14 protein-coding genes are annotated in these 13,894 nt (G+C 64.1%); 9 read left to right on the forward strand and 5 right to left on the reverse strand.

Annotated elements, in window-relative coordinates:
* The 3 genes from VNN55_04565 to VNN55_04575 form a co-directional block, all read left to right on the forward strand.
* The coding region (locus tag VNN55_04565; GenBank protein HWO56822.1) for a biotin carboxylase N-terminal domain-containing protein at window positions 1-1,241 on the forward strand (1,241 nt) is incomplete at its 5' end.
* A complete protein-coding gene (locus tag VNN55_04570; GenBank protein HWO56823.1) occupies window positions 1,238-1,594 on the forward strand; it encodes a biotin/lipoyl-containing protein in 357 nt (118 codons plus the stop codon). The genes VNN55_04565 and VNN55_04570, both read left to right, overlap by 4 nt.
* Window positions 1,591-2,475 carry a hydroxymethylglutaryl-CoA lyase gene (locus VNN55_04575; GenBank protein ID HWO56824.1) on the forward strand — a complete coding sequence of 295 codons (885 nt, stop codon included), beginning with the start codon at window positions 1,591-1,593 and terminating at the stop codon, window positions 2,473-2,475. The genes VNN55_04570 and VNN55_04575 overlap by 4 nt, the downstream gene beginning before the upstream one ends.
* Here the strand turns inward: VNN55_04575 and VNN55_04580 are convergent.
* Window positions 2,438-3,214 carry an enoyl-CoA hydratase-related protein gene (locus VNN55_04580; GenBank protein ID HWO56825.1) on the reverse strand — a complete coding sequence of 259 codons (777 nt, stop codon included), beginning with the start codon at window positions 3,212-3,214 and terminating at the stop codon, window positions 2,438-2,440. The genes VNN55_04575 and VNN55_04580 overlap by 38 nt on opposite strands.
* A 133-nt stretch (window positions 3,215-3,347) precedes the next feature.
* Between VNN55_04580 and VNN55_04585 the strand changes: the two genes are divergently transcribed.
* The 6 genes from VNN55_04585 to VNN55_04610 all read left to right on the forward strand — a co-directional run bounded on the left by VNN55_04585 (window position 3,348) and on the right by VNN55_04610 (window position 8,659).
* Entirely contained in the window at window positions 3,348-3,821 is a 474-nt protein-coding gene (locus VNN55_04585; protein HWO56826.1) for a response regulator, read from the forward strand.
* A gap of 143 nt (window positions 3,822-3,964) precedes the next feature.
* Window positions 3,965-5,089, forward strand: coding sequence for an ABC transporter substrate-binding protein (locus tag VNN55_04590; GenBank protein HWO56827.1), 1,125 nt, complete (start codon window positions 3,965-3,967; stop codon window positions 5,087-5,089).
* Window positions 5,090-5,221: 132 nt separating this feature from the next.
* On the forward strand, window positions 5,222-6,121 hold the full coding sequence (locus VNN55_04595; GenBank protein HWO56828.1) for a branched-chain amino acid ABC transporter permease: 900 nt from the start codon (window positions 5,222-5,224) through the stop codon (window positions 6,119-6,121).
* A gap of 9 nt (window positions 6,122-6,130) precedes the next feature.
* Window positions 6,131-7,132: a branched-chain amino acid ABC transporter permease gene (locus VNN55_04600; protein ID HWO56829.1), complete on the forward strand. Its 1,002-nt coding sequence runs from the start codon at window positions 6,131-6,133 to the stop codon at window positions 7,130-7,132.
* A complete protein-coding gene (locus VNN55_04605) occupies window positions 7,129-7,911 on the forward strand; it encodes an ABC transporter ATP-binding protein (GenBank protein ID HWO56830.1) in 783 nt (260 codons plus the stop codon). Before VNN55_04600 ends, VNN55_04605 begins: the two co-directional genes overlap by 4 nt.
* 1 nt (window position 7,912) lies before the next feature.
* Window positions 7,913-8,659, forward strand: a complete 747-nt coding sequence (locus VNN55_04610) for an ABC transporter ATP-binding protein (protein HWO56831.1) — start codon at window positions 7,913-7,915, stop codon at window positions 8,657-8,659.
* Between the two features lie 43 nt (window positions 8,660-8,702).
* Here VNN55_04610 and VNN55_04615 read toward each other — a convergent pair whose 3' ends face one another.
* From VNN55_04615 to VNN55_04630, 4 genes are all read right to left on the reverse strand, one after another.
* A complete protein-coding gene (locus VNN55_04615; GenBank protein ID HWO56832.1) occupies window positions 8,703-10,367 on the reverse strand; it encodes a carbon starvation CstA family protein in 1,665 nt (554 codons plus the stop codon).
* Window positions 10,368-10,391: 24 nt separating this feature from the next.
* A complete protein-coding gene (locus VNN55_04620) occupies window positions 10,392-12,041 on the reverse strand; it encodes an alkaline phosphatase family protein (protein HWO56833.1) in 1,650 nt (549 codons plus the stop codon).
* Between the two features lie 110 nt (window positions 12,042-12,151).
* On the reverse strand, window positions 12,152-13,474 hold the full coding sequence (locus tag VNN55_04625; protein HWO56834.1) for a Glu/Leu/Phe/Val dehydrogenase: 1,323 nt from the start codon (window positions 13,472-13,474) through the stop codon (window positions 12,152-12,154).
* Between the two features lie 200 nt (window positions 13,475-13,674).
* Window positions 13,675-13,894, reverse strand: a 220-nt coding sequence (locus VNN55_04630; GenBank protein ID HWO56835.1) for a hypothetical protein, incomplete at its 5' end; no start/stop codon positions are given.

Genomic DNA, 13,894 nt, shown 5'->3' on the forward strand with positions numbered 1-13,894 from the left:
CCGCCATTCATCCGGGATATGGCTTCCTGTCACAGAACGCGGAATTCGTCCGCGCCTGCGCCCGCGCCAACATCACCTTCATCGGGCCATCGGCCGAGGCGATGGTCGCGCTGGGCGACAAGCGCGGCTCCAGCCAGACGGCCATGTCGCTGGGCATCCCGGTGGTGCCCGGCGCGCGCGAAACCGATCAACTCGAGGAGGCGATTGGGGCCGCCGAAAAGGTCGGATATCCGGTGCTGATCAAGGCGGCGGGCGGCGGCGGCGGCAAGGGCATGCGCCGGGTCGATTCGACCGATCAGATGAAGGAGGCCTTCGACGCGGCCCGTCGTGAGGCCAAGGGCGCCTTCGCCGACGAGCGGCTTCTGGTCGAAAAGTACATTTATCCCGCCCGCCACGTCGAAGTCCAGATCCTCGGTGATGGCCGTCGCGCCATCGCGCTCGGCGAACGCGAGTGCAGTCTCCAACGCCGCTACCAGAAGGTGATCGAGGAATCGCCCTCCCCCGGCATCAATGACGCCACGCGGCAGCGGCTCTTTGCCGCGGCGGTCAAGCTGGCCGAGGCCACGGGGTATGCGAACGCCGGCACGGTCGAATTCCTTATCGGTCCCGACGAGTCCTTCTATTTTCTCGAAGTCAATTCGCGCCTGCAGGTCGAGCATCCGGTGACGGAGATGCTGACCGGACTTGATCTGGTGCGCGCGCAAATCGAGATCGCGCACGGCGGACCGCTCCCGCAGACGGTGACGCCGCGCGGCCATGCCATTGAGGCGCGCTTCTACGCCGAGGACCCCTACCACGGGTACCTGCCGGCCGCCGGACGGATCCTGATGCTGGAGTGGCCGCAAATGCCCCACCTGCGCATCGACACCGGCGTGGCTGGCGAATCGGCGATCCATCCGTTCTACGACCCGTTGATCGCCAAAATGATTGCCTGGGGGCAGGACCGGGAGCAGGCGCGCCGGCGGCTGCTCGACGCCTTGCGGCAGACCACGCTCCTGGGGCTGGTGACAAACCAGCGGTTTCTGGCGGAATTGCTGGAGAGCGACTTTTTCACCAGCGGCGAGACGTTCACCACCACATTGGAGTCGCGGAACTGGACCGCGCCGGATGTTCCGTCCTATGTCGTCGCGGCGGCGCAGCAGGCCCTGAGCCAGCGTTCTGAGGTCGCCGCCGGCGAGTCGGGACCCTCCGATCGTTATTCCCCCTGGCGCACACTCGGCGCCTTTCGGTTGGGCGTATGAACTGGATGTCGTTCACCCACGAGGGCCGCACCTACCGTCTGGCAATCGCCCGCGACAAACGCGGCGTGTGGGTGGGATGGAAGGGCGGGAGCGCCTTTTTCGAGAAGGAACATCGCGTGGCGGGCGGACGTCATCAGCATGAGGATGTCCGGGCGCCGATGACCGGCAAGGTCGTCAAGATCCTCGCCAAACCCGGCGATTCGGTCGCCGAAGGCGATGTCCTGCTCATCCTCGAGGCCATGAAGATGGAATACCGCCTGACCGCACCGCACACGGGCGCGGTAGAAAAAATCCTCTGCCGTGAGGGCGAGCTGGTTGACATGGGCGCAGTCCTCATCAAACTGGCCGAATGAAAGCGCGCATCATCGAAGTCGGGCCGCGCGACGGCCTTCAGAACGAGAGGGGCGTCCTCCCCACCGATCGCAAGATCGGCTTTGTCGACGCGCTGTCGTCCACGGGGGTCGATGAGATCGAAGTCACCGCCTTTGTTTCGCCCAAGTGGGTGCCGCAACTGGCCGACGCTTCCGAGGTCTTTGCCCGCATCGTCCGCCGGCCCAACGTCGTCTATTCCGCGCTGGTCCCCAACGAGCAGGGTCTGGACCGGGCCCTGGAAGTCGGGGCCAGCAAGATCGCCGTCTTCGCCGCCGCCAGCGAGACTTTCAGCCGTCAGAATATCAATGCCACCATCGCCGAGTCGATGGGACGGTTTGTGCCGGTGATTCGCCGTGCCCGCGCCGCCGGGCTGGCGATCCGCGGCTACATCTCCACCGCCTTCTGGTGCCCGTACGAGGGCCGCATCGCCCCCGAGAAAGTCGTCTCCGTGGCGACCGTCCTCGACGCGCTGGGCGTCGAGGAACTCTCGATCGGCGACACGATCGGCAAGGCGGCCACGGACGATGTCGAGCGTCTACTGGAAAGACTGCTGCCGCTCATTCCCGCGCCGCGGCTGGCAATGCATTTCCATGACACCTATGGCCAGGCGCTGGACAATGTCGCCTGCGCCTGGCGGCATGGGATCGTTGCCTTCGACGCCAGTGTGACGGGTTTGGGCGGATGCCCCTATGCGCCCGGCGCGCCGGGAAATGTGGCGACCGAGTCGGTGGTGGCGCGTCTGCGCCGCGAAGGCGCCGAAGTCCATGTGGACGCCGAGGCCCTGCGTCGCGTGGGCGAGACACTGCGCGCCAGTCTGAGCGAGTTCAGCGGTGGCGCCAGCGCGGCGGCCGCTTCTCCATAAATGCCGCCAGCCCCTCATCGGGATCGTTTCCCGACATCAAATCACGCAGATAGATCGACTCGGCCGTCGCCAGCGCCTCCTCGAAACCCGCCAGCGAGGCCCGGCGCAACGCCCGGCGTGTGTGACGCAACGAAAACGCGGACAACCGCGTTAGTTGTCCGACAAACGCCCGGACCCGTTCGCGGAACTGGCCTGCGGGATAAACGTGATTCAACAGGCCGATGGCCTCGGCTTCGGCGGCGTTGAGCACACGTCCGGTCAGGATCAGTTCCGCCGCGCGATGCGAGCCGATCATCCGCCCCAGGATCGCCACTGCCACCGGCGGGTAGACGCCGAGCGTGATCTCGGGGACGCCGATTTTCAGATCATCGGCGGCCAGGACCAGATCGCAGGCCAGCGCCAGTTCCATGCCCCCGCCGTAGGCGCCGCCGTGAATGGCCGCCACCACCGGCATCGGCAGATCGTCGATGAGACGGATCGTGCGGTGGAACTCCCGGATCATCTGATCGATCGTCTCGCGACGATGCTCGGGCACATCGACGCCGGCGGAAAAGACCGGCCCCTCTGCGTCGATGACCAACGCGCACAGATCGCCCCGCTCGGCGAGTTGCTCAAGGCGCGCGTTCAATTCGCGGAGCATCGTAATATTGAGAATATTCAGCGGCGGGCGCGCCAGCGTGAGCGTGGCGGTGCGTTCGGCTTCGGCGAGCCGGATGAACTCTTTGTCGGACACAGGCATCCCTTTCCGCCGGCGATCCCGCCGGCCTGGAACGGATACGCCAGACCCCGGGCGCCGTCAAGGAAATGCCTCAATCACTATCCCGATTTGCCGATACACTTTCATGTAGTAGGCGCGAAGCGGAGACCGGCAAGTGGCCACCGATCGGCTAACCATTCTCATGATCGATGATGATCCGGATGATATCACTATCGTCCGCGGGCTGCTCGAACGCGTGCCCGTCTGGACAGTCGACCTGATCGGTTGCCTGAATGCCGGCGACGCGGTCCAACAGACCCTCCACCGCAAGCCCGATCTCATTCTCCTGGATTTCAACTTCGGCGCCTTTTCCGGGCTGGATGTCCTGCCCTCGCTGCGCGGCGCCGGGTATCAGGGGCCGGTTGTGCTTTTGTCCGGGTGCGGGCAGGAGGAGCTCGCGACCATGGTCCGCGCCGGATTGAGCGATTTCCTCTCGAAGGATTCTCTCTCCAGTCTGACCCTGTATCACGCCATCACCTTGGCTTTGGAAAAACGCCAACTACCTCAACGTGGGAACCGCTCTACTTCGCCCCGGCCCTCCTCGACCACACCGCTGACGACATCATCGCGTCCGCCTTTTCCACGGTAAGCCCCCATTCCCGGCTCTGGACTCTGGCTTTCGCCGCGCAAGTCTCAGCGCATTATGGGTTTGCTTTTCACGGCCTCACAGCGTAACATCACCGTCGCGCGTTCCAAGCCGAGGGAGAGAACATGTCGACGAAGATATTGGGAATGAGACGCTTAGGCATCCTGTCCGCGCTGGCCCTCACGCTGACTTTAACGCATTGCGCCCAAAAGCAGGACACCATCCGCGTCGGAGTCTTCAGCTCACTGACCGGCGGGACCGCTACCTTCGGCATTTCGTCGACACAGGGTGTGCAGATGGCGGCGGACGAGTGGAACGCCCGCGGCGGCTTGCTTGGCAAACAGATCGAGTTGATCATTGAAGACGATCAGAGCAAGCCCGACGAAGCGGCCTTGGCGGTCACCAAGCTGATCAATCAGAACCGGGTGGTGGCCATCCTTGGCGAAGTGGCCTCGTCGCGGACACTGGCCGGCGCGCCGATCGCGCAAAAAGCCGGCATTCCCCTCATCACTCCCGCTTCGACCAATCCTAAAGTGACCAAAGTCGGCGATTTCATCTTCCGGGTCTGCTATGTCGATTCGTTTCAGGGCGTGGTCTGCGCTCGGTTCGCCACCCAGAAACTGGGCCTGAAGCGCCTGGCCATTCTCAAGGACATCAAGAACGATTACTCGGTCGGATTGGCCGAGTACTTCAAACAGAATGCCATCGCCCTGGGCGCCGAGATCGTCGCCGAGCAATCCTATTCGGAAGGCGACACCGATTTCCGCGCGCAGATCACCTCGATCAAGGGCGCCAATCCGGAGTGCATCTTCATTCCCGGCTACTACACCGAGGTCGGCCTGATCGCCAAGCAGGTGCGCGAGCAGAACATCAACGCCGTGCTGCTGGGCGGCGACGGCTGGGATTCACCCCGCACCCCCGAGATCGGCGGCGAGGCGGTCGAGGGCGCGTTCTTCTGCAACCACTACTCGGCCGATGACACCAGTCAGCTGGTGCAGAGTTTTGTCCAGCGCTACAAAGAACGCCACGGGTATGTGCCCGACGCGATGGCGCCGTTGTCCTATGACGCCGCCAACATGCTGTTTGCGGCCATTCAGCGCGCCGGCACAACCGAGGGACGCGCCATTCGTGACGCGATCGCGCAGACACGCAATTTTCCCGGCATCTGCGGCTCGGTGACCATCGACGAGGAGCGTAACGCGCGCAAGTCGGCCGTGGTGCTGCAAATCACCGGTGGAAAATTCAAGGTCTACGACATCATTCAGCCGTAACCGGCGCCGTGGCGTCCGCCGGACGCCGAAGACGGGATGCGAGTCCAGCCAACGATCATTGATGCACCGTTGACCCCGCCGCCACACCGCCCGGCCCCCCCGAATCATGCGGGTCGCCGCTGAGGGAACCTCTTGGAGCAGTTCGTTCAGCAGATCATCAATGGCCTGTCCCTGGGCGCGATCTATGCCCTGATCGCGCTGGGGTACACCATGGTCTACGGGATCCTGCGGCTGATCAACTTCGCCCATGGCGACGTGTACATGGTCGGGGCCTTTGTCGGCTTCTATGTCGTGCGCTGGATGGCGCCGGCCTCGCCCTCCGGATTCGGGCTTTTGATCATTTCGATCGCCGCCGCCATGGTCGCCTGCGGCATCCTCGGGTTCATCATCGAGCGCGCCGCCTACCGGCCGCTGCGCCGCGCGCCGCGTCTCAACGCGCTCATCACCGCCATCGGCGTCTCGCTGTTGCTGGAAAACCTCGGCCAGCTGGTTTTCGGCGCCGACCCCAAGGACTTCCCGGCCCTGGTCGAACGCACCACCTTCACCCTCGGCATCATCACCATCTCCAACATCCAGGTCATCGTCCTGTTGACGGCGGTTCTTCTGACCATCGCGCTGCAGTTTATAGTCCACCGCACGCGCATGGGGACGGCGATGCGGGCGGTGTCGTTTTCCCATGACGCCGCCGGCCTGATGGGAATCAACATCAACCGTGTAATCTCTTTCACCTTTGTGCTGGGCTCGATGCTGGCCGCCGCCGCCGGCATCCTGGTCGGACTCTACAACCCCAAGATCGATCCGCTGATGGGCATCATGCCCGGACTGAAGGCCTTCGTCGCCGCGGTGCTGGGCGGCATCGGCAACATCCCCGGCGCCATTCTGGGCGGCGTGATCATGGGCATCGCCGAGACGATGACGGTGGGTTATCTCTCCTCCACTTACCGCGATGCCATCACCTTTGTCATTCTCGTTGCGGTCCTGCTGTTCCGTCCGACCGGACTTCTGGGCACGCCGCAACGCACCAAATTCTGACCGGATACGATGGCCGCCTCGACCCCAAAGCCACAGACCGGCGCGCGCACCCTCGCCTGGGTGGGCGTCTATCTGGCGGCCCTGATCCTGCTGGGACAACTGGTCATCCCGCAGTTGAATCCCTATCACACGCAGATTCTGATCCTGATCGGTATCAACATCACCTTGGCCGTCAGTCTCAACCTGGTGCTCGGTTTTGCCGGACAGTTTTCGATCGGACATGCCGGATTCATGGCCCTGGGCGGGTACACCTCGGCGGCGATGTCGCATTATGTCTTCGAGCCGCTGGTGGTCGGGCAGACCGGGCTGGCTTATGGCCTGTTCGTCAACGGCTACTTTGCCGCCTCGCTGCTTAGCGGCGGCATCATGGCCGCGGTCGCGGGACTGTTGGTCGGCATCCCGACCTTGCGCTTGCGCGGCGACTATCTGGCCATTGCCACGCTGGGGATGGGCGAGATCATCCGCGTGGTCATCCTCAACACCGACCTGGTGGGCGGGGCGCGCGGGTTCGGCGACATCCCGCCCTGGACCACCTTCACCTGGGTGTTCATGATCGCAGGGATCTGCATCCTCGTCGTGCGCAACCTCATTGACTCCACCTTCGGACGCGCGCTGATCGCGGTGCGCGAGGACGAGGACGCCGCCTCGGCGATGGGGATCAACACCACGCGCTTCAAGGTGCTGGCCTTTGTGCTCGGCGCCTTCTTCGCCGGCGTGGCCGGCGGACTTCAGGGGCATTACATCCAGTATCTGCACACCAACTCGTTCACCTTCCTGCGCTCCATTGAGATCATCGTCTTTGTCGTGCTCGGCGGGTCGGGCTCGATCACCGGGAGCGTAATTGCCGCCGCGGTGCTCACCATCCTGCCGGAATTCCTGCGCGTGGCGCAGTCGTGGCGCATGGTGATCTATTCGACCCTGCTGGTGGTCATGATGCTGACCCGCCCGCGCGGCCTGATGGGCGGGACGGAATTCCAATGGTCCTGGCTGTTGCCGGGGAGGAAGTCATGAACACGACCTCCGCGCCGGTGCTGGAGTTTGACAACGTGTGCCTGTCCTTCGGCGGACTGCGCGCGATCAAAAACGTGTCCCTGCGTGTCGGCGCGCAGGAGTTGGTCGGGCTGATCGGCCCCAACGGCGCCGGCAAGACCACCGTGTTCAACCTGATTACGGGAGTCTACGCCCCCGACGAGGGCCGTGTCCGGCTGAAGAACGAGGATATCGCCGGACGCGCCCCGCACGAGATCAACCACCTGGGCATCGCGCGCACGTTTCAGAACATCCGTCTCTGGGGCGATCTGTCGGTGCTGGACAATGTGCGCGCCGCGCTCCTGCGCACCTGCGGCGCGCCGCTTTGGCAGGTGGTGCTGCGCGCGCGGCCCTGCGGGCACGACGAGGCGCGTGTCCGCGACTGCGCCCGCGACCTCCTCGCCTATTTCGATCTCATCCGCTTCGAACATGAGAAGGCGCGCAACCTCCCCTACGGCGAGCAACGCCGTCTTGAGATCGCCCGCGCCCTGGCCACCAACCCGACGTTGCTTTTGCTCGATGAGCCGGTGGCCGGCATGAACACCGGCGAGAAGAAGAAAGTCATGGAGTTGATTCAGAAATTGCAGCACGAACGCCATCTGGCCGTGTTGCTCATCGAGCATGACATGCGGGTGGTGATGGGCATCTGCGAACGCATCGCCGTTCTTGACCACGGGGAGAAGATCGCCGAGGGCAAACCGGAAGAAATCCAGAAGAATCCGCGCGTGATCGAGGCCTACCTCGGCGCGCCGCACGCCTGATATGAGCGACCTGCTTTTGGACATCGAGAACTTGCATGTCTCCTACGGCGCCATCCGTGCGCTGAAGGGAATCGCCTTCAGCGTCCGGCCCGGGCAGATTGTGACACTGATCGGCGCCAACGGCGCCGGCAAGACCACGTTGCTGCGCACCATCTCCGGCCTGTTGCGCCCGCGCGAGGGGAAGATCTGCTACTGGGGCGATCCGGCCGGCAGCGGCCAGACCCCCTGCACGCTGACCGTGACGCCGCCGCATGAGATTGTGCGGCGCGGCATCGCCCACGTGCCCGAGGGACGCATCGTCTTCGCCAATCTCTCGGTTAAAGAGAACCTCGAGATGGGCGCCTACACGCGGAGCGACCGTGACGGCATCCGTCAGGACTGGGACTGGGTCATGACGCTCTTCCCCCGCCTGCAGGAGCGATTGAAGCAAAGCGCCGGCACGCTCTCCGGCGGCGAGCAGCAGATGCTCGCCATCGGCCGCGCGCTGATGAGCCGCCCGCGCCTGATCCTGCTGGATGAACCGTCGCTGGGGCTCTCCCCGCTTCTGGTGCAGACCGTCTTCGCCGCCATTCGCCAGATCAACGAAGCCGGGACGACCATCCTGCTGGTCGAGCAGAACGCCCACATGGCGCTCACCACCGCCGAAGTCGGCTATGTGATGGAGACCGGGACCATTGCCCTCTCCGGCCCCTGCGCCGAGTTGCTTAAATCCGACGAGGTCCGCCGCACCTACCTCGGCGAATCGTAAGCAATCCCTGACGGCATGATTGGTGGCGCGACAGTCGCGGGCCTCAGCGCGCGGCGGCGGGCCTGCGCGATTCCCACAGCGCGGCGGTCGCCAGATAGATCGCCAGCACGATCAACGCCAGCGCGGCCACGGCGTTGACCAGCGCCAGGTCGATCCCCTGCGCCGCCTGCCAGTTCGCCCAGCAAAGTCTGCCCAGCGACCAGAGGGTGATCGTCAGGACAAACAGCATCGGCAGGAGCGTGAAGGCGATCCGTTTGCGCGCGTGGTGCAGCCAGATGGTGATGGTGAGCAGACTCAGCGCCGCCAGCAGCTGGTTCGACGCCCCGAACAACGTCCAGAAGCGAATCCACGAGCCTTCTTCCGCGCCCCAGATGAAGTAGACCGGCAACGCGATCGTAATCAAGGTCGCGACCACCGCCCCGATCCGGTCGCGACGACGGAACAGCTCCTGCAGGATGTAGCGGCCCAGCCGGGTGCAGACATCCAGCGTGTCGAAGACAAACGTCGAAAACGCCATCGCCCCGAAGGTGATGGCGAAGGGGAGGTTCTCCCTGCCGATCAAAAGCGACAGGAAATTGCCGATGCCGTTGCCGTAGATGGTGCCGGGCTTGAGTCCCTTGGTTTCGGCGGGCGCGACGATCATGATCGTCACCAGCGCGATCAAGGCGACAAATCCCTCGGCCAGCATCGCGCCATAGCCGACAGGCTGCATGTGGGATTCACGGTCCACCTGCTTGGAGGTTGTCCCGGAGCAGACCAGTCCATGAAACCCCGAGCAGGCGCCGCAGGCGATGGTGACAAACAGGAATGGGAAGAGGGTGCCGGTCATCCCGCCGGTGTCCCAGGTGATGAACGCCGGTTGCCGCACATCGTAGCCGCCGAAGAAGATCCCGATCACGCCCAGCGCCAACGCCAGAAACAGGATGAAGCCGCCGAGATAACCGCGCGGCTGCAGAAGCGACCAGACCGGCACCACCGAAGCGACCGCGCAATAGGCAAGGATCAGCAGTCCCCAGGTCCTGGCGTCGAAGATCAGCCAGTTCGACAGATACGTCCCCACCCAGGCCGCTCCCAACGACGCCGGCACAAAGATGATCGTGACCAGCCACAGCGGGGGCTTAAGAAAGCGCTGCACCAGCCCCATGACCAATGCGAGCGACAGGTAGAGCACGCTGGCGGCCGCCACCGCCCCGCCGGGATTGAAGTCCACCGTGACGCCCTGCAGTTCCTCGGTGGAATGGACAAAACTGCCGGCGGTGATGTCGGTGAAGGCCACGATGACATAGACCAGGGAAATCCAGATGAACACGAGGATGGCGATCCCGGCCTTCGGGCCCAGTTGTTCGCGCGTGATCTCGGCAATCGAGCGCGCGCCATGGCGCACCGATGCGGTCAACGTCGAGAAGTCATGCACCGCGCCGATGAGGACCACGCCGAGACTGATCCAGAGCAGGCAGGGCAGCCACCCGAAGGTCTGGCAGGCGAGGATCGGCCCGGCGATCGGGCCGGCCGCGGCGATCGCGGAGAAGTGCTGGCCGAACAGATAGAAGGGTCGAACCGGAACGTAGTCGATACCGTCATTGAGCGTGTGCGCCGGGGTGGTGCGCGCATCATCGATGACGAACTGACGCGCCACCCAGCCGCCATACAAGCGGTACGCGAGCGCCAGCAGGAGCAGAAAGAGAAGCGCCAGCAGCGGAAGACTCACGGACAGTTCGCTCCCGAGTACGAGTTATGGTTCGTGCGGTTCGATCACCGCGCGCAGGCAGACGCCATCAATCGCGGCGGGCGGCGTCAACTCAAGGATCGCCGCCAACGTCGGCGCCACATCGATCGTGCGAACATCGTTGGCCACCGTCTTGGCGCGTGTCGACACCCCATGCCCCCAGAAAATCAACGGCACATGGGTATCGTAACGGTAGGGCGATCCATGCGTGGTGCCCTGCGGCGAGTCCAAGATGAGCGTGTTTTCGCGATAGCGGATGACCAGATCGGGCGCACGGTCGGGATGGAAGCTCTGGCGGTACAGCGCCCGATAACCGCGTCCGGCTCCGCCCGGCTCGGTTAACTGCTCCCAGGTCAACACTTCTTCGACATAGTCCAGCACGCCGATCGCCTCGGCCATCGCCTGGCGCAGATCGGCGGGACGCACGCCCTGCTCCTCGCCGGCCTTGAGATTGAGCATCAGCCCATTGGTATGGCCGGTGATGAGCGGCGCGGCAATACCGAGTTTGTCGGCCACACGGCGCGCCGCGGTCTCCAGATGCTGGCGCGCTTCGGCGCGCAGAATCCGCTCGGCGGGCAGACCGGCGGCCCGCATCACCTCCGGCAGCGGCATCACGCCATGATCGGAACTGAGCGCGACCGTGTACATCCCCGTTCCCACCAGCGAATCGAGCGCGCCAAGAAACTCCGACAGGCCGGCATCCACCCGCAACAGCACATCCAGCGCTTCCTGGCTGTATGGTCCGAACGAGTGGCCGACATAGTCATTGGCCGACAGACTCAGGCAGAGCAGGTCGGGGATCGTGTCGCTTCCCAACCCCTCCTCCCGCACCAGCCGTTTGGCGAAGTCGAGCTCCAGGGCGTCGCTGTACGGCGTCTCCAACATCCACTCCGAGGGGGTCCGTGCCAGTGAGGCCGCCGAATCGTACAGATGGGGGAAACAGGTGTGGATACCGTCGTTTTCGGCGGCGATGTCATCGGCGGTGGCGACCGTGTAGGTGGCCGCCGGCCAGCCACGGGTCCACCCCTCACGCACCGCCCGCTCGCGGAACGGGAAACAATCGTAGTCACGGACCCACGGCGGGAGTGAATCCAGATACTCGGAGGAAGTGACGAAGATCCCTTTGGCATCGTCAAACCAGTACGCCGCGTTTGGATGCCGTCCGCCAAGCAGTATCGCGCTGTAGTCCTTCTGCGAGACCGTGAAAACGCGCGCCTCCGGCCAGGTCTGCCGCAACCAGTCGCCCAGCGTTTCGGTCATCAGGAATTGCGGCGACCGTCCCTCGGCCTCCGGATCGCCGAGAACCTGAACGGTGGAATCCTCGCAGGAATAGGCGCGCTGCCCGGTGGCCCGCTCGACCCAGTGATTGCCGACGATTCCGTGACGGCTGGGATAGGCCCCGGTCACCAAGGTCGCATGCCCGACCGATGTCAGGGTCATGGCATGATCGTGACGCGCCGCGGTAAAGCAGACCCCTTCGTCGCGCAGCCGCGCCATTCCACCGGTAAACAGCGGGCCGTAGAGTTCGAAGATGTCCGCGGACAACTGATCCACCACCACGAGCAACGCCAGCCGCGGCCGCGCCTGCGCCGGCATGAACGAGAAGACCGTGGCGGCAACGGTAAAAAGCAGGATTGGGCGGACGCGGGAACGCATCGAGTGCCCTAAGGGATACACAAGTTCTCCGAAAAACACAACCGGGGTTGCGTCTGTGACGCCACCCCGGCGGTGGGATTGTCTATACGGCAAGACAACCGGCTGTTGGTCTACGGAAAGATGCCGCGCTCCTTATAGACCGTCTCAAGGCGACGCAACGCCACAATATACGCCGCGGTGCGCCAATCGGTGTCAAATTCACGCGCCGTCCCGCGGACCCGTCCGTAGGCCGCGACCAGCCGCCGATGCAACTTCGAATCGACCTCCTCCAGGTCCCAACTCTCGCTGCGTTTGTTCTGCAGCCATTCATAATAGCTGACCACCACCCCGCCCGCGTTGCAGAGCACATCGGGGAGAATGTCGATCCGGCGCTGCTGCAGGACGGCGTCGCCGTCGGGATCGGTCGGGCCGTTGGCCCCTTCCGCCACCAGCCGGACATTCAGCCAGGGCGCGGTTTCGGCGGTGATCTGGTTTTCCATCGCCGCCGGCACAAAGATATCGGCTTTGGTGCGCAGGAATGTCTCGTGGTCGATCGGCGCGGCGCCGGGGAACCCCTTGCAGCCGCCGGTCCGGGCGACATGCTGCGCCATCGCCTCCGGATCGATCCCGCCCGGGGCGGAGACCGCGCCGGTGATGTCCTCCACCGCGATCAGTCTGGACCCCAGAGGCGCCAGCAGACGCGCAGTCCAGGAGCCGACGTTTCCGAATCCCTGCACGGTGAAGGTGGCGCCATGGAGGTCAAAATTATTGTCACGGGCCCACTCTTGGATAAGGAAGACCACCCCCTGCCCGGTGGCCTTGTCGCGTCCGACACTGCCCCCGGCCTCCACCGGCTTGCCGGTCACCACATGCCGGCAGAGGTTGCGCTCCGGGGCCGGCATCGTCATCATGTAGGTGTCGAGAAGCCAGGCCATGATCTGGGCGTTGGTGTTCACATCCGGCGCGGGAATGTCGTATTCCGGGCCGATGTTCTGCCCCAGCGCGAAGGTGAACCGCCGCGTGATGTGCTCCAGTTCGCGCGGGCTGCATTGGCGCGGATCCAGTTGGATCCCCCCCTTGGCGCCGCCCAGCGGGATATCGGTGATCGCGCACTTCCACGTCATCCAGGTCGCCAGCGCCCGGACCTCATCGAGATTCACCGCGGGATGGTACCGCAGGCCACCCTTGAACGGCCCCAGGACATTGTTGTGCTGAACCCGGTAGCCGGTGAACATCTCGACACGGCCGTCATCCATGACGACCGGAAAATTGACCACGATCTCATTGGTGCAGCGCGACAGGATCCGGCGGGTGTTGGGATCCAGACGCATCAGATCGGCGGCCTTGTTAAATTGCCGGATCACATTCTCGTAGACACTGTGCGGGCGGTCGGCCGGGGTGAGTTTGGCATCGACGGCGTTCATGGCTGTTTTCGCTTCTGTGGCGACGACCATCTGAGCTCTCCTTGCCCCGCGGCGGCGGGGCGTTCCATGCCGTAAAGTTAATCAGAAATAGCACGTTTTCCAGCGGTTTACGCGTTCTTCCGGGGGGTTCCTGCAGACGGCCGGTGGGGGGAGGCGGCCCGTTGCGGATTGTCAGAACCTGCGTTGACTCGGGTGCGCTGCACCCATCGCGGCCACCCGAGCGTTCGGCGTCACGGGCATCCAAGACAAAATTCTGATTCTGGATCCCCGCCTCTAAATGCGACGTTCACCATGCCGACCACATCCAGTACGTCCGTCCGGAGATCGCATGTCACATCAGTTCGTTCAAATGGACAGTAAATGTCCGCCACGGGAGCATCCCCCCGAAAGGCCGTATTGATAACTTTCACGACATCCTGAATGTCGGACGGCACGCTGTCGCATGCCGGA

The organism is bacterium (assembly GCA_035559435.1).
GTDB lineage: Bacteria > Zixibacteria > MSB-5A5 > WJJR01 > WJJR01 > JACQFV01.